The 19919-nt window shown below is 72.5% G+C and carries 16 protein-coding genes; 15 read left to right on the top strand and 1 reads right to left on the bottom strand.

What is annotated here, in order from left to right; all coding sequences use genetic code 11:
• The first annotated feature begins 5 nt into the window (after positions 1-5).
• From IE318_RS07640 to IE318_RS07585, 12 genes are all read left to right on the top strand, one after another.
• On the top strand, positions 6-1292 hold the full coding sequence (locus IE318_RS07640; RefSeq protein ID WP_030166521.1) for a dihydroorotase: 1287 nt from the start codon (positions 6-8) through the stop codon (positions 1290-1292).
• Positions 1289-1849: a PH-like domain-containing protein gene (locus tag IE318_RS07635; protein ID WP_030166524.1), complete on the top strand. Its 561-nt coding sequence runs from the start codon at positions 1289-1291 to the stop codon at positions 1847-1849. Before IE318_RS07640 ends, IE318_RS07635 begins: the two co-directional genes overlap by 4 nt.
• Positions 1846-3003 carry a glutamine-hydrolyzing carbamoyl-phosphate synthase small subunit gene (gene carA / locus IE318_RS07630; protein ID WP_189897937.1) on the top strand — a complete coding sequence of 386 codons (1158 nt, stop codon included), beginning with the start codon at positions 1846-1848 and terminating at the stop codon, positions 3001-3003. The genes IE318_RS07635 and carA overlap by 4 nt, the downstream gene beginning before the upstream one ends.
• Positions 2996-6304 (top strand): carbamoyl-phosphate synthase large subunit, encoded by a 3309-nt coding sequence (gene carB / locus IE318_RS07625; RefSeq protein WP_189897934.1) that lies wholly within the window; start codon positions 2996-2998, stop codon positions 6302-6304. The genes carA and carB overlap by 8 nt, the downstream gene beginning before the upstream one ends.
• A gap of 59 nt (positions 6305-6363) precedes the next feature.
• Positions 6364-7509, top strand: coding sequence for a quinone-dependent dihydroorotate dehydrogenase (locus tag IE318_RS07620; RefSeq protein WP_189897931.1), 1146 nt, complete (start codon positions 6364-6366; stop codon positions 7507-7509).
• Positions 7506-8351 carry an orotidine-5'-phosphate decarboxylase gene (pyrF, locus tag IE318_RS07615; RefSeq protein ID WP_189897929.1) on the top strand — a complete coding sequence of 282 codons (846 nt, stop codon included), beginning with the start codon at positions 7506-7508 and terminating at the stop codon, positions 8349-8351. The genes IE318_RS07620 and pyrF overlap by 4 nt, the downstream gene beginning before the upstream one ends.
• 285 nt (positions 8352-8636) lie before the next feature.
• On the top strand, positions 8637-8960 hold the full coding sequence (locus IE318_RS07610; RefSeq protein ID WP_125496088.1) for an integration host factor: 324 nt from the start codon (positions 8637-8639) through the stop codon (positions 8958-8960).
• Between the two features lie 59 nt (positions 8961-9019).
• Complete coding sequence (gmk, locus tag IE318_RS07605) at positions 9020-9613, top strand: guanylate kinase (RefSeq protein ID WP_030166546.1); 594 nt, start codon at positions 9020-9022, stop codon at positions 9611-9613.
• 76 nt (positions 9614-9689) lie between these two features.
• Positions 9690-9962, top strand: a complete 273-nt coding sequence (gene rpoZ, locus IE318_RS07600; protein ID WP_004933985.1) for a DNA-directed RNA polymerase subunit omega — start codon at positions 9690-9692, stop codon at positions 9960-9962.
• 159 nt (positions 9963-10121) lie between these two features.
• Positions 10122-11327 carry a bifunctional phosphopantothenoylcysteine decarboxylase/phosphopantothenate--cysteine ligase CoaBC gene (gene coaBC / locus IE318_RS07595; RefSeq protein ID WP_189897927.1) on the top strand — a complete coding sequence of 402 codons (1206 nt, stop codon included), beginning with the start codon at positions 10122-10124 and terminating at the stop codon, positions 11325-11327.
• 236 nt (positions 11328-11563) lie between these two features.
• Positions 11564-12772 carry a methionine adenosyltransferase gene (gene metK / locus IE318_RS07590; protein WP_030166557.1) on the top strand — a complete coding sequence of 403 codons (1209 nt, stop codon included), beginning with the start codon at positions 11564-11566 and terminating at the stop codon, positions 12770-12772.
• A gap of 283 nt (positions 12773-13055) precedes the next feature.
• A complete protein-coding gene (locus tag IE318_RS07585; protein ID WP_189897924.1) occupies positions 13056-15203 on the top strand; it encodes a primosomal protein N' in 2148 nt (715 codons plus the stop codon).
• Between the two features lie 201 nt (positions 15204-15404).
• On the opposite strand, the gene IE318_RS07580 is transcribed toward IE318_RS07585, so the two are convergent.
• Complete coding sequence (locus IE318_RS07580) at positions 15405-15947, bottom strand: hypothetical protein (protein WP_189897921.1); 543 nt, start codon at positions 15945-15947, stop codon at positions 15405-15407.
• A gap of 238 nt (positions 15948-16185) precedes the next feature.
• Between IE318_RS07580 and fmt the strand changes: the two genes are divergently transcribed.
• The 3 genes from fmt to rpe all read left to right on the top strand — a co-directional run bounded on the left by fmt (position 16186) and on the right by rpe (position 19869).
• Entirely contained in the window at positions 16186-17118 is a 933-nt protein-coding gene (gene fmt, locus IE318_RS07575; RefSeq protein WP_189897920.1) for a methionyl-tRNA formyltransferase, read from the top strand.
• 571 nt (positions 17119-17689) lie between these two features.
• The gene (locus IE318_RS07570) at positions 17690-19117 is read left to right on the top strand and encodes an RsmB/NOP family class I SAM-dependent RNA methyltransferase (RefSeq protein WP_189897918.1); all 1428 of its coding nucleotides are present in this window, start codon (positions 17690-17692) and stop codon (positions 19115-19117) included.
• Positions 19118-19182: 65 nt separating this feature from the next.
• Positions 19183-19869 carry a ribulose-phosphate 3-epimerase gene (gene rpe, locus IE318_RS07565; RefSeq protein ID WP_030166573.1) on the top strand — a complete coding sequence of 229 codons (687 nt, stop codon included), beginning with the start codon at positions 19183-19185 and terminating at the stop codon, positions 19867-19869.
• Positions 19870-19919: the final 50 nt, after the last annotated feature.

The raw sequence follows: 19919 nt of genomic DNA, 5'->3' as shown, positions 1-19919 counted from the left end.
CCCGCATGAGCAAGATCCTGATCCGTGGTGCGAAGGTGCTCGGCGGCGAGCCGCAGGACGTGCTGATCGACGGCGAGACCATCGCCGAGGTGGGTACCGGCCTGAGCGCGGAGGGCGCTGAGGTCGTCGAGGCCGGCGGCAAGGTGCTCCTGCCGGGCCTGGTCGACCTCCACACCCATCTGCGCGAGCCGGGCCGCGAGGACTCCGAGACGGTCCTCACCGGCACCCGGGCCGCTGCCTCCGGCGGCTACACGGCCGTGTTCGCCATGGCCAACACCTTCCCCGTCGCCGACACCGCCGGCGTCGTCGAGCAGGTCTGGCGGCTCGGGCGGGAGCACGGCTACTGCGACGTGCAGCCCGTCGGCGCCGTCACCGTCGGCCTGGAGGGCAGGAAGCTCGCCGAACTCGGCGCCATGCACGAGTCGGCCGCCGGGGTCACCGTCTTCTCCGACGACGGCAAGTGCGTCGACGACGCCGTGATCATGCGCCGGGCGCTGGAGTACGTGAAGGCCTTCGGCGGCGTCGTCGCCCAGCACGCGCAGGAGCCGCGGCTGACCGAGGGCGCCCAGATGAACGAGGGCGTCGTCTCCGCCGAACTGGGCCTGGGCGGCTGGCCCGCCGTCGCCGAGGAGTCGATCATCGCCCGCGACGTCCTCCTCGCCGAGCACGTCGGCTCCCGCGTCCACATCTGCCACCTGTCGACCGCCGGCAGCGTGGAGATCGTGCGCTGGGCCAAGTCCCGCGGCATCGACGTCACCGCCGAGGTCACCCCGCACCACCTGCTCCTGACGGACGAGATGGTGCGCACCTACAACCCGGTCTACAAGGTCAACCCGCCGCTGCGCACCGAGCGCGACGTCATGGCCCTGCGCGAGGCGCTCGCCGACGGCACGATCGACATCGTCGCCACCGACCACGCCCCGCACCCGCACGAGGACAAGGACTGCGAGTGGGCCGCGGCCGCCATGGGCATGGTCGGCCTGGAGACCGCCCTGTCGGTGGTCCAGGAGACCATGGTCGACACCGGGCTGCTGGACTGGGCGGGCGTCGCCGACCGCATGTCCTTCACGCCGGCCCGGATCGGTCGGGCCGGCGGCCACGGCCGCCCCGTCTCGGCTGGTGAGCCCGCCAACCTCACCCTCGTCGACACGGCATACCGTGGGCAGGTGGACCCCGCGGGCTTCGCCTCGCGCAGCCGCAACACCCCCTACGAGGGACGTGAGCTGCCGGGCCGTGTCACCCACACGTGGCTCCGGGGCAAGGCCACGCTCGTCGACGGGAAGCTCACGTGACACCTGTAATCCTGCTGGCGGAGGCCCAGAAGTCGGCCGACGTCACCGACTGGCCGGCCCGCATCGGCTGGCTCGTCGGACTCCTGCTCTTCATCGCGCTCGTCTACTGGCTGATGCGCGAGGGCTGGAAGTGGCGCGGCACGCTGCAGAGCGACCTGCCCCCGCTGCCCGGCGTGCCCGAGGAGACCGGCGAGGCGAAACTGACGATGAGCGGCCGCTACCACGGCTCCACCACCGCCGGGCAGTGGCTGGACCGCATCGTGGCCCACGGCCTCGGCACGCGCAGCCGGGTCCAGCTCACCCTGACCGACGCGGGCCTGGACGTCGTACGCCCCGGGGCGGCCGACTTCTTCGTCCCCGCCGCCGCGCTGCGCGGCGCCCGGCTCGACAAGGGCATCGCCGGCAAGGTCCTCACCGAGGGCGGACTGCTGGTGGTGACCTGGGCGCACGGCGACAAGCTGATCGACTCCGGCTTCCGCTCCGACCACGCCGCCGAGCACACCGAGTGGGCCGACACCCTGAACCAGATGATCAACGACACGGAAGGCGCACGATGACGACCTCCACAAGGGGAAGCTCCTCACCGAGGAACAAGGCGCTTCCCGCCGTACTCGTCCTGGAGGACGGCCGCACCTTCCGCGGCCGCGCCTACGGGGCCGTGGGGGAGACCTTCGGTGAGGCCGTGTTCTCCACCGGCATGACCGGCTACCAGGAGACCCTCACCGACCCGTCGTACGACCGTCAGATCGTCGTCGCGACCGCCCCGCAGATCGGCAACACCGGCTGGAACGACGAGGACGACGAGTCGGCGCGGATCTGGGTCTCCGGCTACGTCGTGCGCGACCCCGCGCGCGTGCCGTCCAACTGGCGGGCCAAGCGCTCCCTGGACGACGAGCTGGAGCGGCAGGGTGTGGTCGGCATCTCCGGCATCGACACCCGCGCCCTCACCCGCCATCTGCGCGAGCGCGGCGCCATGCGCGCCGGCATCTTCTCCGGAGAGGCGATCGCCGCCGACTCCGAGCTCCTCGCGCGTGTGCAGGCCCAGCCGCACATGAAGGGCGCGAGCCTGTACGAGGAGGTCGCGACCCAGGAGGCGTACGTCGTCCCGGCGATCGGCGAGAAGCGCTTCACCGTCGCCGCCATCGACCTCGGCATCAAGGGCATGACCCCGAACCGCATGGCCGAGCGCGGCATCGAGGTGCACGTGCTGCCCGCGACCGCCACGGCCGACGAGGTCTACGCCGTCAACCCGGACGGAGTGTTCTTCTCCAACGGCCCCGGCGACCCGGCGACCGCCGACGGCCCGGTGGCGCTGATGAGCGCCGTCCTGGAGCGGAAGACGCCCCTGTTCGGCATCTGCTTCGGCAACCAGATCCTCGGCCGCGCGCTCGGCTTCGGCACCTACAAGCTGAAGTACGGCCACCGGGGCATCAACCAGCCGGTCCAGGACCGTACGACCGGCAAGGTCGAGGTCACCGCGCACAACCACGGCTTCGCCGTGGACGCGCCGCTCGACAAGGTCAGCGAGACCAAGTTCGGCCGCGCCGAGGTCTCGCACGTCTGCCTGAACGACGACGTCGTGGAGGGGCTGCAGCTGCTCGACCAGCCGGCCTTCTCCGTCCAGTACCACCCCGAAGCGGCAGCGGGCCCGCACGACGCCGCCTACCTGTTCGACCGCTTCGTCTCCCTGATGGAGGGCCAGCGTGCCTAAGCGCACCGATATCCAGTCCGTCCTGGTCATCGGCTCCGGCCCGATCGTCATCGGCCAGGCCGCCGAGTTCGACTACTCCGGCACCCAGGCGTGCCGCGTGCTCAAGGCCGAGGGCCTGCGCGTCGTCCTCGTCAACTCCAACCCGGCGACGATCATGACCGACCCGGAGATCGCCGACGCCACCTACGTCGAGCCGATCACCCCCGAGTTCGTCGAGAAGATCATCGCCAAGGAGCGCCCCGACGCGCTGCTGCCCACGCTGGGCGGCCAGACGGCCCTCAACACGGCCATCGCGCTGCACGAGAACGGCGTCCTGGACAAGTACGGCGTCGAACTGATCGGCGCCAACGTCGAGGCCATCCACAAGGGCGAGGACCGCGACCAGTTCAAGGAGGTCGTGGAGGCCGTCCGCCGGAAGATCGGCCACGGCGAGTCCGCCCGCTCGGTGATCTGCCACACCATGGACGAGGTCCTGGCCGGCGTCGACGAGCTCGGCGGCTACCCGGTCGTGGTCCGCCCGTCCTTCACCATGGGCGGCGCCGGCTCCGGCTTCGCCCACGACGAGGAGGAGCTGCGCCGCATCGCGGGCACCGGCCTCACGCTCTCCCCGACCACCGAGGTGCTCCTGGAGGAGTCCATCCTCGGCTGGAAGGAGTACGAGCTGGAGCTGATGCGCGACAAGCACGACAACGTCGTGGTCGTCTGCTCCATCGAGAACTTCGACCCGATGGGCGTGCACACCGGTGACTCGATCACCGTCGCCCCGGCGATGACGCTCACCGACCGCGAGTACCAGATCCTGCGCGACATCGGCATCGCCGTCATCCGCGAGGTCGGAGTCGACACCGGCGGCTGCAACATCCAGTTCGCGGTGAACCCCGAGGACGGTCGCGTGATCGTCATCGAGATGAACCCGCGTGTCTCCCGCTCCTCGGCCCTGGCCTCCAAGGCCACCGGCTTCCCGATCGCCAAGATCGCCGCCAAGCTCGCCGTCGGCTACACCCTCGACGAGATCCCCAACGACATCACCCAGGAGACCCCGGCCTCGTTCGAGCCGACCCTGGACTACGTCGTCGTCAAGGCCCCGCGGTTCGCCTTCGAGAAGTTCCCGCAGGCCGACTCCACGCTGACCACCACCATGAAGTCGGTCGGCGAAGCCATGGCCATCGGCCGCAACTTCACCGAGGCCTTCCAGAAGGCGCTGCGCTCCCTGGAGAAGAAGGGCAGCCAGTTCACGTTCGTCGGCGAGACGGGCGACAAGGACGCGCTGCTGCGCGAGGCCGTACGGCCCACCGACGGCCGGATCAACACGGTCATGCAGGCCATCCGCGCGGGCGCCACGCCCGAGGAGGTCTTCGAGGCCACGAAGATCGACCCGTGGTTCGTCGACCAGCTCTTCCTGATCAAGGAGATCGCCGACGAGCTGACCGAGGCCCCCGAGCTCACCCCCGACCTGCTGGCCGAGGCCAAGCGGCACGGCTTCTCCGACCAGCAGATCGCCGAGATCCGCGGCCTGCGCGAGGACGTCGTCCGCGAGGTGCGGCACGCCCTCGGCGTCCGCCCGGTCTACAAGACGGTCGACACCTGCGCCGCCGAGTTCGCCGCCCGGACGCCGTACTTCTACTCCTCCTACGACGAGGAGACCGAGGTCGCGGCCCGGACCAAGCCCGCGGTGATCATCCTGGGCTCCGGCCCCAACCGCATCGGCCAGGGGATCGAGTTCGACTACTCCTGCGTCCACGCCTCCTTCGCGCTCAGCGACGCCGGGTACGAGACCGTGATGGTCAACTGCAACCCGGAGACCGTCTCCACCGACTACGACACCTCCGACCGGCTGTACTTCGAGCCGCTCACCCTGGAGGACGTCCTGGAGATCGTCCACGCCGAGCGGCAGGCCGGTCCGGTCGCCGGTGTCGTCGTCCAGCTGGGCGGCCAGACCCCGCTGGGCCTCGCCCAGGCGCTGAAGGACAACGGCGTACCGATCGTCGGCACCTCCCCCGAGGCGATCCACGCCGCCGAGGACCGGGGCGCCTTCGGCCGGGTGCTCGCGGAGGCGGGCCTGCCCGCCCCCAAGCACGGCACCGCCACCACCTTCGCCCAGGCCAAGACGATCGCCGACGAGATCGGCTACCCGGTCCTCGTCCGGCCGTCGTACGTCCTCGGCGGGCGCGGCATGGAGATCGTCTACGACGAGGCGCGCCTTGAGGCGTACATCGCCGAGTCCACCGAGATCAGCCCCTCCCGGCCGGTCCTGGTCGACCGATTCCTAGACGACGCCATAGAGATCGACGTCGACGCCCTCTACGACGGCGAGGAGCTGTACCTCGGCGGCGTCATGGAGCACATCGAGGAGGCCGGCATCCACTCCGGCGACTCGGCGTGCGCCCTGCCGCCGATCACGCTGGGCGGCTTCGACATCAAGCGCCTGCGCGCCTCCACCGAGGCCATCGCGCGCGGTGTCGGGGTGCGCGGACTGATCAACATCCAGTTCGCGCTGGCCGGCGACATCCTCTACGTCCTGGAGGCCAACCCGCGCGCCTCCCGCACGGTCCCCTTCACCTCCAAGGCGACCGCGGTGCCGCTGGCCAAGGCCGCCGCCCGCATCTCGCTGGGCGCGACCGTCGCCGAGCTGCGCGCGGAGGGCCTGCTGCCGAAGAACGGCGACGGCGGCACGATGCCGCTGGACGCGCCGATCTCCGTCAAGGAGGCGGTCATGCCGTGGACGCGGTTCCGCGACATCCAGGGCCGCGGCGTCGACACCGTCCTCGGCCCGGAGATGCGCTCCACCGGCGAGGTCATGGGCATCGACTCCGTCTTCGGCACGGCGTACGCCAAGTCGCAGTCGGGCGCCTACGGGCCGCTGCCCACCAAGGGCCGCGCGTTCATCTCGGTCGCCAACCGGGACAAGCGCTCGATGATCTTCCCGGCCCGGGAGCTGGTCGCCCACGGCTTCGAACTGCTGGCCACCTCCGGCACCGCCGAGGTGCTCAAGCGCAACGGCATCAACGCCACCGTCGTGCGCAAGCAGTCCGAGGGCACCGGCCCGAACGGCGAGCGGACCATCGTCCAGCTCATCCACGACGGCGAGGTCGACCTCATCGTCAACACCCCGTACGGCACCGGCGGCCGCCTCGACGGCTACGACATCCGTACGGCGGCCGTGGCGCGGTCCGTGCCGTGCCTGACGACGGTCCAGGCGCTCGCCGCGGCGGTCCAGGGGATCGACGCGCTCAACCACGGCGACGTGGGCGTGCGCTCCTTGCAGGAACACGCCGAGTTCCTGACCGCGGCCCGCGACTAGCAGCCCCGAGGGGGACACCGGAAACGGTGTCCCCCTCTTCGTGAGGACACCAGGACACCATGTACAAGATCTTTTTCAATCTGGTCTTCCGGCGCATGGATCCCGAGCAGGCCCACCACCTGGCCTTCCGCTGGATCCGTCTCGCCGTCCGCATCCCCGTGCTGCGCACGTTCCTCGCGGCCGCCCTCGCCCCGCGCTTCAAGGAGCTGCGCACCGAGGCCCTGGGTCTGCGCATGCACGGCCCCTTCGGGCTCGCGGCCGGCTTCGACAAGAACGCCGTCGCGATCGACGGGATGTCGATGCTGGGCTTCGACCACGTCGAGATCGGCACCGTCACCGGCGAGCCGCAGCCCGGCAACCCGAAGAAGCGGCTGTTCCGGCTCGTCGCGGACCGCGCGCTCATCAACCGCATGGGCTTCAACAACGACGGCTCGCTGGCCGTCGCCGCGCGCCTGGCCTCGCGCGCACCCGTCTTCAGGACGGTCGTGGGCGTCAACATCGGCAAGACCAAGGTCGTCCCCGAGGAGGAGGCCGTCGGCGACTACGTGAAGTCGGCCGAGCACCTCGCCCCCTACGCCGACTACCTGGTCGTCAACGTCTCCTCGCCGAACACGCCCGGCCTGCGCAACCTCCAGGCCACCGAGGCGCTGCGCCCGCTGCTGAGCGCCGTGCGCGAGGCCGCCGACCGGGTCGTGCCGGGGCGCCGGGTGCCGCTGCTGGTGAAGATCGCTCCCGACCTCGCCGACGAGGACGTCGACGCCGTCGCCGACCTCGCCGTGGAACTCGGCCTGGACGGCATCATCGCCACGAACACCACCATCGCCCGCGAGGGACTCGGCCTGCGCTCGGACCCGGCCCTGGTCGGCGAGACCGGCGGGCTGTCCGGCGCCCCGCTCAAGGAGCGCTCCCTTCAGGTGCTGCGCCGCCTCTACGCGCGCGTGGGCGACCGCATCACCCTGGTCGGCGTGGGCGGCATCGAGAACGCCGAGGACGCCTGGCAGCGCATCCTGGCCGGCGCCACGCTGGTCCAGGGCTACAGCGCCTTCATCTACCAGGGACCCTTCTGGGGCCGCGCGATCCACAAGGGGCTCGCCGCGCGCCTGCGCACCAGCCCGTACGCCACCCTCGCCGACGCGGTCGGCGCCGATGTGAAGCAGGCCGACGTGACGGAGGCCGATGTGAGGAAGGCAGGGAAGACGGCATGAGCCCGATGGAACCCTTCGGCGCCCGGCTGCGCCACGCCATGGACGAGCGCGGCCCGCTGTGCGTCGGCATCGACCCGCACGCCTCCCTGCTCGCCGAGTGGGGCCTGAACGACGACGTGACCGGTCTGGAGCGGTTCAGCCGCACGGTCGTGGAGGCGGTGGCCGACCGGGTGGCCGTCCTGAAGCCGCAGAGCGCCTTCTTCGAGCGCTTCGGCTCCCGGGGCGTGGCCGTCCTGGAGAAGACGGTCCAGGAGGCGCGGGCGGCCGGGGCACTGGTCGTCATGGACGCCAAGCGCGGCGACATCGGCTCGACCATGGCCGCCTACGCCGAGTCCTTCCTGCACAAGGACGCGCCGCTGTTCTCGGACGCGCTGACCGTCTCGCCGTACCTCGGGTACGGCTCGCTCGGGCCGGCGGTCGAGCTGGCGCGGGAGAGCGGCGCGGGCCTGTTCGTGCTGGCGCTGACCTCCAACCCGGAGGGCGGCGAGGTGCAGCACGCCGTCCGGCCCGACGGCCGGAACGTGGGCGCGACGATGCTCGCCCACCTGGCGCGGGAGAACGCGGGGGAGAGCCCGATGGGCTCCTTCGGCGCGGTGGTGGGCGCCACGCTCGGCGACCTGTCGTCGTACGACCTGGACATCAACGGACCGCTGCTGGCGCCCGGGATCGGTGCCCAGGGGGCGACCCCGGCCGATCTCCCCGCCGTCTTCGGCCCCGCGGTGCGCACGGTGGTCCCGAACGTCAGCCGGGGTGTTCTTCGTCACGGTCCCGACGTCGTCGCGCTGCGTGACGCGGCGGAACGCTTCGCCGACGAGATCCGGGTCGCGGTGGCCGCCGGATGAGTCCTCGGGCGCGGTCCAAGGCCGCTTGAGGCTGGATACATTCTCAAATCCGAGGCAATATGTCCTAGATGTCCGTCCTCACTGAGGCTGACCAGGACTTTTCCGCTGTTCTCGCTGACTCTGGCGTCCTTGACCGCTAGTCTCCGTCGAGTGGGGCCACCTCCCACGCCCTCGAGGCAGTGGGGGAGAACGGGCAAGCGTGTTGCTCGTGGCTCCCCAGGTGTGGGGCGACTAGGTTCCTCACCGGTCCGTATCCGACAGTTCGACATCCGAGGTGACGTAGGCGTGGCTCTTCCGCCCCTTACCCCTGAACAGCGCGCAGCCGCGCTCGAAAAGGCCGCCGCGGCTCGCCGGGAGCGGGCCGAGGTCAAGAATCGACTCAAGCACTCCGGCGCCTCCCTGCACGAGGTCATCAAGCAGGGCCAGGAGAACGACGTCATCGGCAAGATGAAGGTGTCCGCCCTTCTTGAGTCCCTGCCGGGCGTGGGCAAGGTCCGCGCCAAGCAGATCATGGAGCGACTCGGCATCTCCGAGAGCCGTCGGGTCCGCGGCCTCGGCTCCAACCAGATCGCTTCCCTGGAGCGTGAGTTCGGCGGCACCGGCTCCTGAACCCCGCCCCGTGGGGAAGGGAGTCCCGGGCACTCCGGGATTGCTGGAATAATCGCTGCATGGCTGTAACACCCCGGGGGACGTCCCCCGTCCCCCCGGACGCACGTCCGCGGCTGACCGTGCTCTCCGGCCCCTCCGGGGTCGGCAAGAGCACGGTCGTCGCCCATATGCGCAAGGAACACCCCGAGGTATGGCTCTCGGTGTCGGCGACGACCCGCAAGCCCCGCCCCGGCGAGCAGCACGGAGTCCACTACTTCTTCGTCACCGACGACGAGATGGACAAGCTGATCGCCAACGGCGAGCTGCTGGAGTGGGCCGAGTTCGCCGGCAACCGCTACGGCACGCCGCGCGCCGCCGTGCTGGACCGCCTGGAGGCGGGCGAGCCGGTCCTGCTGGAGATCGACCTCCAGGGCGCCCGGCAGGTCCGTGAGTCCATGCCCGAGGCCCAGCTGGTGTTCCTCGCTCCGCCCTCCTGGGAGGAGCTGGTGCGCCGCCTCACCGGCCGGGGGACCGAGCCGCCCGAGGTGATCGAGCGCCGGCTGCGGGCGGCGAAGGTCGAGCTGGCGGCCGAGCCGGAGTTCGATACGACCCTGGTCAACACCTCCGTCGAGGACGTGGCGCGCGAGCTGCTAGCCTTGATGGACGTTGTGTGATCGTGACGGTCACCCTGGTGGTCGCACCGGGTGATCGCACACCACTGAATCTTTCCCATCCATCGGAAGGTAGAGCGTGTCCTCTTCCATCTCCGCGCCCGAGGGCATCATCAACCCGCCGATCGACGAGCTCCTCGAGGCCACCGACTCGAAGTACAGCCTCGTGATCTACGCGGCCAAGCGCGCCCGCCAGATCAACGCGTACTACTCGCAGCTCGGCGAGGGTCTTCTGGAGTACGTCGGTCCGCTCGTCGACACCCACGTCCACGAGAAGCCGCTCTCCATCGCCCTGCGCGAGATCAACGCGGGTCTGCTGACCTCCGAGGCCGTCGAGGGCCCGGGGCAGTAAGTGTTTTTCCCCACAGGCCCGGCAGCGCCGCTGCCGGGCCTGTGGTGTGCTCGGGGGTGCGGGCTTGTCCCGCGATGAGGCAGCGATGATGCAGCATGGACGCGTACGCCGATGAGCCGAGGCGTGCGTGTCGTGTGTGTGCCGAGTGCGGGAGGCCCGGTGAGCAAGCCCAAGGTCGTTCTGGGGGTCAGCGGCGGCATCGCCGCCTACAAGGCGTGCGAGCTGCTGCGCCGGCTGACGGAGTCCGGACACGACGTCCGTGTCGTCCCCACCGCCTCCGCGCTGCACTTCGTCGGTGCCGCCACCTGGTCCGCCCTGTCCGGCAACCCTGTCGCCACCGAGGTCTGGGACGACGTCCACGAGGTGCCGCACGTCCGCATCGGCCAGCACGCGGACCTCGTGGTGGTGGCCCCGGCCACGGCCGACATGCTCGCCAAGGCCGCTCACGGCCTCGCGGACGACCTGCTGACCAACACCCTGCTCACCGCCCGCTGCCCGGTGGTCTTCGCCCCGGCCATGCACACCGAGATGTGGGAGCACCCGGCCACGCAGGAGAACGTGGCGACGCTTCGCCGTCGCGGCGCCGTCGTCATCGAGCCGGCCGTCGGCCGGCTGACCGGCGTCGACACCGGCAAGGGCCGGCTCCCCGACCCGGTGGAGATCTTCGAGATCTGCCGTCGTGTCCTGGCCCGGGGCGTGACCGAGCCCGACCTGGCCGGCCGGCACGTCGTCATCAGCGCCGGCGGCACCCGGGAACCCCTGGACCCGGTCCGCTTCCTCGGCAACCGCTCCTCCGGCAAGCAGGGCTACGCCCTGGCCCGCACGGCGGCGGCCAGGGGCGCCCGGGTGACCCTCATCGCCGCCAACACCACCGGCCTGCCCGACCCGGCGGGCGTGGACGTCGTCCCGGTGGGGACGGCCGTGGAGCTGCGCGAGGCGGTGCTCAAGGCGACCAGGGACGCCGACGCGGTGGTCATGGCCGCCGCCGTCGCCGACTTCCGGCCCGCGACCTATGCGACCGGGAAGATCAAGAAGAAGGACGACCAGGAACCGGAGCCCGTCGCCCTGGTGCGCAATCCGGACGTCCTCGCGGAGATATCGGCCGACCGGGCGCGCCCCGGACAGGTGATCGTGGGCTTCGCCGCCGAGACCGACGACGTCCTCGCCAACGGCCGCAAGAAGCTGGCGCGCAAGGGGTGCGACCTCCTCGTGGTCAACGAGGTGGGGGAGCGCAAGACCTTCGGCGCGGAGGAGAACGAGGCCGTGGTGCTGGCCGCCGACGGCGGCGAGACCCCCGTGCCGCACGGGCCGAAGGAGGCCCTGGCCGACACCGTGTGGGACCTCGTGGCCGCCCGGCTGCGCTGAAACCCCACACCCGGCCGGTTCACCCGGACCCCGTACTCGGGCGGCGACACCCTGTTCAAGGTCGCCGGGCATTGGGCACAATGCCCGTGCCGCAGGTCACAGTGCTCCCGAGAGGCGAGACGGGTGGGCCGGTGGCCGAGCGCGACCGATAAACTGTTTTCCGGACGGCGCAGGGCGCAGCCCCCGTGCCGTCCACCAATGATCAGACAGCAGCCGCTGCAACCCCAGGGAGCGTTGTGTCCCGTCGCCTGTTCACCTCGGAGTCCGTGACCGAGGGTCACCCCGACAAGATCGCTGACCAGATCAGCGACACCATTCTCGACGCACTGCTGCGCGAGGACCCGACCTCCCGGGTCGCGGTGGAGACGTTGATCACCACCGGTCTGGTGCACGTGGCCGGTGAGGTCACGACCAAGGCCTACGCGGACATCGCGACCCTGGTCCGCAGCAAGATCCTGGAGATCGGCTACGACTCCTCGAAGAAGGGCTTCGACGGCGCCTCCTGCGGCGTGTCCGTGTCGATCGGCGCGCAGTCCCCGGACATCGCGCAGGGCGTCGACGCGGCGTACGAGACCCGGGTCGAGGGCGACGACGACGAGCTGGACCGGCAGGGCGCCGGCGACCAGGGCCTGATGTTCGGCTACGCCTCGGACGAGACGCCGACGCTGATGCCGCTGCCGATCTTCCTGGCCCACCGGCTGTCCAAGCGCCTGTCGGACGTGCGCAAGAACGGCACGATCCCCTACCTGCGCCCGGACGGCAAGACCCAGGTCACCATCGAGTACGACGGCGACAAGGCGGTCCGCCTGGACACGGTGGTCGTCTCGTCCCAGCACGCCTCGGACATCGACCTGGAGTCGCTGCTGGCCCCCGACATCCGCGAGTTCGTCGTCGAGCCCGAGCTGAAGGCGCTCCTGGACGACGGCATCAAGCTGGACACCGAGGGCTACCGCCTGCTGGTCAACCCCACCGGCCGGTTCGAGATCGGCGGCCCGATGGGTGACGCGGGCCTGACCGGCCGCAAGATCATCATCGACACCTACGGCGGCATGGCCCGCCACGGCGGCGGCGCGTTCTCCGGCAAGGACCCGTCCAAGGTCGACCGCTCCGCGGCGTACGCGATGCGCTGGGTGGCGAAGAACGTGGTGGCCGCGGGCCTGGCCTCCCGCTGCGAGGTCCAGGTCGCCTACGCGATCGGCAAGGCCGAGCCGGTCGGTCTGTTCGTCGAGACCTTCGGCACCCACAAGATCGACCCCGAGAAGATCGAGAAGGCCATCGACCAGGTCTTCGACCTGCGCCCGGCCGCGATCATCCGCGACCTCGACCTGCTCCGCCCGATCTACGCCCAGACCGCCGCCTACGGCCACTTCGGCCGCGAACTGCCGGACTTCACCTGGGAGCAGACCGACCGCGTGGACGCCCTGCGCCAGGCCGCGGGCCTGTAAGCAGCAGCGCTTCGGCCTGTGAGGCATTCTTTCGAGGCCCGGTTCCCAGTCGCGGGAGCCGGGCCTCGGCGCGTGCGTGTCGTGGCTCAGCCGGTACGGAATCGGCTGGCGGGCATGGCCGGGATCTTCCTGGACTGGGCCGTCGACGCCGCCCGGTGCGAAGGCCGCGGTTACTTCGTGGAGTGTGCCCCCGGAGGGCGCGCGGTGAAGCCGAATCCGTGCCGCAGCCGTCGAGGATCTCGGGCCGGCGTCGTTGTCAGTGCCGTTTGGTAAGAAGGCAAGCGTGAGCAGCGAGAACGGGCCGGGCGACGGTGGAGCCGAAGGGGCGCCGCCGGAGCAGCTCGCGCTCATTCGGGAGAGCGTGCGCAAGGCGAAGGAGCCCCGCGCCAAGCCCCGCACCTGGCGGGGAGCGGCGCTCGCCGAGCAGCTGCCCGTCGCGCGGGTGCTCGTCGACAAGGGTGTGCTCCACCTCGACCGGTACTTCGACTACGCCGTGCCCGCCGAGCTGGACGCCGATGCCCAGCCGGGCGTGCGGGTGCGGGTGCGGTTCGGTGCCGGACGGCACCGCGTGCGGGAGGGTCGGCGCGAGGGCGGCGGCCTCATCGACGGGTTCCTGATCGAGCGCCGGGCCGAGTCCGACTACTCCGGGCCCCTGGCCGCGCTCGCCCAGGTGGTGTCGCCCGAGCGCGTGCTGAGCGAGGAGCTCCTCGGGCTGGCCAGAGCCGTCGCCGATCGGTACGCCGGCAGCGTCGCCGACGTCCTGCAACTCGCCGTACCGCCGCGCAACGCCCGTGCCGAGCAGCAGCCGTCGCCTCCTCCGCTGCCCCCACCACCCGTCCCCGACGCCGGCCCCTGGGCCCGGTACGAGCACGGAGGCGCCTTCATCGCCGCACTGGCCTCCGGCGGCACCCCCAGGGCCGTCTGGAACACCCTGCCGGGGCCGCAGTGGAGCGAGGAACTGGCCCGCGCCGTCGCCGCGACGCTCGCCTCGGGGCGGGGCGCGCTCGTCGTCGTACCGGACGGACGGGCCGCCGCCCGGGTGGACGCCGCGCTGACCTCCCTCCTCGGCGAGGGACGGCACGCGCTGCTCACCGCCGACGCCGGCCCCGAGCAGCGGTACCGGCAGTGGCTCGCGGTCAGCAGGGGCTCCGTACGGGCCGTCGTCGGGACCCGCGCCGCCATGTTCGCGCCGGTGCGCGACCTCGGACTGGTCGCACTCTGGGACGACGGCGACGACAGCCTGAGCGAGCAGCACGCGCCCCAGCCCCACGCCCGGGAGGTGCTGCTGCTGCGCGCCGCGCTGGACAGGTGCGGCTTCCTGCTCGGCGGCTGGAGCTGCACCGTCGAGGCCGCCCAGCTCGTCGAGAGCGGCTGGGCGCGGCCCCTGGTCGCCGCGCGCGAACAGGTGCGGCGGGCGGCCCCGCTCGTGCGCACCGTGGGCGACGCGGACCTCGCGCGGGACGAGGCGGCCCGGGCCGCACGGCTGCCCACCCTCGCCTGGCAGGTCGCCCGTGAGGGCCTGAGGAACGGCCCGGTGCTGGTGCAGGTCCCCCGGCGGGGGTACGTCCCGCGGATGGCCTGCGCCCAGTGCCGCGCGCCCGCCCGCTGCCGGCACTGCGCCGGCCCCCTCCAGGGGCAGGACGCGGTCCTGCTCCGCTGCGGATGGTGCGGGCGCGAGGAGACCTCCTGGCACTGCCCGGAGTGCGGCTCGTTCCGGCTGCGGGCCCAGGTCGTCGGGGCCCGCCGGACCGCCGAGGAGCTCGGGCGGGCCTTCCCCGCCGTGCCGGTGCGCACCTCGGGACGCGAGCACGTGCTGGACACGGTCCCGCCGGCGCCCGCGCTGGTCGTGAGCACACCGGGCGCCGAGCCGGTCGCCGAGGGCGGGTACGCGGCGGCCCTGCTGCTGGACGGCTGGGCCATGCTGGGACGCCCCGATCTGCGCGCGGGCGAGGACGCGCTGCGCCGGTGGATCGGGGCCGCCGCGCTCGTGCGCCCGCAGGAGGCGGGCGGCACGGTGGTCGTGGTCGCCGAGCCGACGTTGCGGCCCGTGCAGGCCCTGGTGCGCTGGGATCCCGTCGGGCACGCGGTCCGGGAGCGCGCCGAGCGGGCCGAACTGGGGTTCCCCCCGGTCTCCCGGATGGCGGCCGTGTCGGGCCCGCCGGAGATGGTCGCGGACTTCCTCCGCGCGGTCGAACTGCCGCACGAGGCAGAGATCCTGGGCCCGGTGCCGCTTCCGGTCACCCCGCCCGGACGGCCCCGGCGGTCGGGCGCGCCACCGCCCGGCGAGCAGTGGGACCGGGCGCTGATCCGCGTCCCGCCCGGCAGCGGAGCGGCACTCGCCGCCGCCCTGAAGGCCGCACAGGCGGCGCGCACGGCCCGCGGGAGCGGTGAGCCGGTGTGGGTGCGGATCGACCCGCCGGACATCGGCTGAGGTGACGGATACCGGCTGAGCTGACGGATACCGGGTGAGGTGACGGGCAGCGGCTGAGGTGACGGATACCGGTGAGGTGACGGGCAGCGGGGGACAGGTCGTCACGGGTGGCCGGGGCGCGTCGCCCATGTGCGATGCCCTCCCGGGACCTCCCGGGAGGGCATCGGTGAGTGGTCGTCAGGCGAGTGCTGCCCGCCCGCCTCAGCCGTTGCGCGGTCCGGGGAACGCCGTGGGCCGCGCGTCCTCGCGCAGCGACGGGCTGCCCGCCGTCGGCTGGGTCGGCATGGAGCGGGCCGCGGGCACCGCCGGCATCGTGGTGAGACCGGTGCCGACGTCGACCGTGCGGGTGCCCGCGGGCTCCGCGCCCCGCTCGCTCTCCGCGGCCGCCTGCGCCGCGGCACGGCGCGCGCCGTAACGACGGTGGACCGCCTGCTTGGTGACGCCGAGCGCCGAACCCACGGCGTCCCACGAGAAGCCGAGTGAGCGGTCGAAGTCCACGGCGGCCGTGACCAGGGTCTCGACACTGTCCCGCAGCTCCTGCGCGAGGCGGACGGTCGGGGCGGGGGCGCGTCCGTAGACGACGAAGCCCGTGGAGGGACCGGAGCGGCGCGGACGGTAGACGTTGCCCAACTGGGCGGTGAGCGTGCGCAGCGCGTCCACCTGCCGACGGACCCGCTCGATGTCCCGCACCAGCAAGTGCAGGCTCGCCCGGGCCTGGGCGTCGTGGGTTGCGTGGTCGGCCATGAACAAGCCTCTCGAACCGGCGTTGAAAGGAATCGAGCCGCGCGAGCGCGGCCCCTGGTGGTCAACTCTGTCTTGACCAACGCGCTTTCGCTCCGCTGGTCACGGTGTGGGGGCGTAAGGGCATATGCGTACGCCCCCAGGGGCGGTCGCTGCGCCGCTCGTCCGCCGCGGCTGTCGGTGCATGGTCATAGACTGGTGCGCTGCCCGCCCAGCCCCGACCGAGAGGCCGCACCCGCCCATGAAGCTCGTCTTCGCCGGTACCCCCGAGGTCGCCGTTCCCGCCCTGGACGCTCTGCTCGCCTCCGGGCGGCACGAGGTCGCCGCCGTCGTCACACGCCCCGACGCACCGGCCGGACGCGGGCGCCGGCTGGTCGCGAGCCCGGTCGCCGAGCGGGCCGAGGAGGCCGGCATCGAGGTGCTCAAGCCGGAGCGGCCGCGTGACCCGGAGTTCCTGGAGCGGCTGACGCGGATCGCCCCGGACTGCTGCCCCGTCGTCGCCTACGGCGCCCTGCTGCCCCGGCCGGCGCTGGACATCCCCGCGCACGGCTGGGTCAACCTGCACTTCTCCCTGCTGCCCGCCTGGCGCGGTGCGGCGCCCGTGCAGCACAGCCTCATGGCGGGCGACGAGATCACCGGCGCCTCCACCTTCCTCATCGAGGAGGGCCTGGACTCCGGCCCGGTCTACGGCACCGTCACGGAGCGGATCCGGCCCACCGACACCAGCGGCGACCTGCTCACCCGGCTGGCGTTCGCCGGCTCCGGGCTGCTCGTCGCGACCATGGACGGCATCGAGGACGGGACCCTGAAGGCCGTACCGCAGCCGGCCGAGGGCGTCACCCTCGCGCCGAAGATCACCGTCGAGGACGCCAGGATCGACTGGAACGCCCCCGCCCTGCGCGTCGACCGGGTGGTGCGCGGCTGCACGCCGGCCCCGGGCGCCTGGACCACGTTCCGCGGCGAACGGCTCAAGCTGATCCAGGTCGCCCTCGCGCCGCAGCGGACCGACCTCGCCCCCGGCGCGCTCGCCGCCGGCAAGAACGACCTCCACGTCGGCACCGGCTCCCACGCCGTCGAGCTGCTGTGGGTGCAGGCCCAGGGAAAGAAGCCGATGCGAGCGGCGGACTGGGCACGCGGCGTGCGCATCACCGAGGGCGAGACCCTCGGGCACTGACGGCCGACAGCCTCGCCGACCGCGGCCCGGGCGGTCCCGTCGGCCGGCGCGTGGCGCCTCGGGCGCCGACCGGGCAGCCTCGTCGGCCATCGATCAGGCCCTCTTGTCGGTCGTCGAGTGGGCAGTTTCCTCGGACGCTGCCCGGGCCGGGGTCCTCGGCCGCCGCTCGAGCGGGCAGGCACATCGGCCGTCGACCAAGCATCTCGGCATCTCGTCGGCCGCCGAGCGGCCGGTTGCGTCGGACGCCGCCCGGGCGGGCTCCTCGGGCGCCGAGCGGACCGGCCTGTCGGCCGCCGAGCGGACCGGCCTGTCGGCCGCCGAGCGGGCCGCTTTCTCGGACGCCGTCCCGCGGACTCCTGGGCCCGCCACCTCGCGGACCGGGCACCGCCCCCGCGGACCCCTCGGCCACCGACCAGCGGTCGGCCGTGGGACGTAGCCTGGTCGGAGAGCACACCCGGGCCCGCGCACCCACGCCCAGCACGGCGCGCCCACGCCCGGCACATTCGTGCCCAGCACATTCGTGCGCAGCGCATCCGTGCGCGGCGCCCCAGACATCCGGAGCACCTTTTTCGTGAGCGACACCCCCCGTCGGCCCCGCAGGCCCGCCAAGCCCTACCGCAGGCCGCAGAAGGACCCCGTCCGCATTCTCGCCTTCGAGGCGCTGCGCGCCGTGGACGAGCGGGACGCCTACGCCAACCTCGTCCTGCCGCCCCTGCTGCGCAAGGCGCGCGAGAAGGAGGGACCCGAAAAGTTCGACGGGCGGGACGCCGCGCTCGCCACCGAGCTGGTGTACGGCACGCTGCGCCGGCAGGGGACCTACGACGCGATCATCGCCGCCTGCGTGGACCGGCCGCTCAGGGAGGTCGACCCGCCCGTCCTCGACGTGCTCAGCCTCGGCGTCCACCAGCTGCTCGGCACCCGTATCCCGAGCCACGCCGCCGTGTCCGCCACGGTCGAGCTGGCCCGGGTGGTGCTCGGCGACGGGCGGGCCAAGTTCGTCAACGCCGTGCTGCGCAAGGTCGCCCAGGACGACCTCGACGGATGGCTGGAGAAGGTCGCCCCGCCCTACGACGACGACCCAGAGGACCACCTCGCCGTCGTCCACTCCCACCCCCGCTGGGTCGTCTCCGCCCTCTGGGACTCCCTCGGCGGCCCCCGCGCCGGCATCGAGGACCTGCTCGAGGCGGACAACGAGCGGCCCGAGGTCACCCTGGTCGCCCGGCCCGGACGGGCCACCACCGAGGAGCTGCTGCGCGAGGAGGCCGCGGTGCCGGGCCGCTGGTCGCCGTACGCCGTGCGGCTCACCGAGGGCGGCGAACCGGGCGCCGTGGACGCCGTACGGGAAGGCCGCGCGGGCGTTCAGGACGAGGGCAGCCAGCTCGTGGCGCTCGCCCTGGCGAACGCGCCCCTCGACGGCCCCGACGCCCGATGGCTCGACGGCTGCGCCGGACCCGGCGGCAAGGCGGCCCTGCTCGCCGCCCTCGCCGCCGAGCGCGGGGCCGTGCTGCTCGCCTCCGAGAAGCAGCCCCACCGGGCCGGACTGGTCGCCAAGGCGCTCGCCGGGAACCCCGGCCCGTACCAGGTCATCGCCGCCGACGGAACACGCCCCGCCTGGCGTCCGGGCAGCTTCGACCGGGTCCTCGTCGACGTGCCGTGCACCGGCCTGGGCGCCCTGCGCCGCCGCCCCGAGGCGCGGTGGCGGCGCCGCCCGGAGGACCTGGACGGCTTCGCGCCGCTCCAGCGCGGTCTCCTGCGCACCGCTCTGGAGTCCGTGCGCGTCGGCGGCGTCGTCGGCTACGCCACCTGCTCGCCCCACCTCGCCGAGACCCGCGCGGTCGTCGCCGACGTGCTCAAGCAGTTCCCGGAGGCCGACCTGATCGACGCGCGCCCCCTCCTCCCGGACGTCCCGGCGCTCGGCGACGGCCCCGACGTTCAGCTGTGGCCCCACCTGCACGGCACCGACGCCATGTACCTGGCCCTGATCCGCAGGACCGGCTGAGGGCTGCCGGGCGCAGAACGTGACCGCCGTTACGGCCGAGCGCGGCGACATGGCAGGCTTGGGGCATGGCCGTGCAGATCAACCCCAGCATCCTGTCCGCCGACTTCGCACGCCTCGCCGAGGAGGCGAAGGCGGTCGAAGGGGCCGACTGGCTCCACGTCGACGTGATGGACAACCACTTCGTCCCGAACCTCACGCTCGGCGTTCCGGTCGTGGAATCCCTGGCGCGGGCGACGGACACCCCGCTGGACTGCCATCTGATGATCGAGGACGCCGACCGGTGGGCCCCGCAGTACGTCGAGGCGGGCGCCTCCTCGGTCACCTTCCACGTCGAGGCGGCCGGCGCCCCGGTGCGGCTGGCCCGCGAGATCCGCGCCAAGGGCGCCAGGGCCTCGATGGCACTCAAGCCCGCCACGCCCATCGAGCCGTACGAGGATCTGCTCCCCGAGCTCGACATGCTTCTGATCATGACGGTGGAGCCGGGCTTCGGCGGCCAGGCGTTCCTCGACATCATGCTGCCCAAGATCCGCCGTACCAGGGAGCTGATCAGCAAGCACGGCCTCCAGCTGTGGCTCCAGGTCGACGGCGGGGTGTCGGCCGCCACGATCGAGCGCTGCGCGGAGGCCGGTGCCGACGTCTTCGTCGCCGGCTCCGCCGTCTACGGGGCGCAGGACCCGGCCGAGGCGGTGCGCGCCCTGCGGGCCCAGGCGGAGGCGGCCACCTCCGGGGCGTCGTGGGCCTGTGGCCACTGAACCCACGGCCACCGGACACACGCGTGCCACCACCGAGGCCATCATGGAGT

Origin of the sequence: Streptomyces spiralis (assembly GCF_014654675.1) — a bacterium.
GTDB lineage: Bacteria > Actinomycetota > Actinomycetes > Streptomycetales > Streptomycetaceae > Streptomyces > Streptomyces spiralis.
This window is presented reverse-complemented; position numbering and strand designations above follow the sequence as displayed.

Coding starts and splice junctions, on each gene's coding strand:
- IE318_RS07640 (WP_030166521.1), top strand. CDS start 6: ATGAGCAAGATCCTGATCCGTGGTGCGAAGGTGCTCGGCGGCGAGCCG.
- carA (WP_189897937.1), top strand. CDS start 1,846: ATGACGACCTCCACAAGGGGAAGCTCCTCACCGAGGAACAAGGCGCTT.
- IE318_RS07620 (WP_189897931.1), top strand. CDS start 6,364: ATGTACAAGATCTTTTTCAATCTGGTCTTCCGGCGCATGGATCCCGAG.
- pyrF (WP_189897929.1), top strand. CDS start 7,506: ATGAGCCCGATGGAACCCTTCGGCGCCCGGCTGCGCCACGCCATGGAC.
- gmk (WP_030166546.1), top strand. CDS start 9,020: ATGGCTGTAACACCCCGGGGGACGTCCCCCGTCCCCCCGGACGCACGT.
- IE318_RS07580 (WP_189897921.1), bottom strand. CDS start 15,947: ATGGCCGACCACGCAACCCACGACGCCCAGGCCCGGGCGAGCCTGCAC.
- fmt (WP_189897920.1), top strand. CDS start 16,186: ATGAAGCTCGTCTTCGCCGGTACCCCCGAGGTCGCCGTTCCCGCCCTG.
- rpe (WP_030166573.1), top strand. CDS start 19,183: ATGGCCGTGCAGATCAACCCCAGCATCCTGTCCGCCGACTTCGCACGC.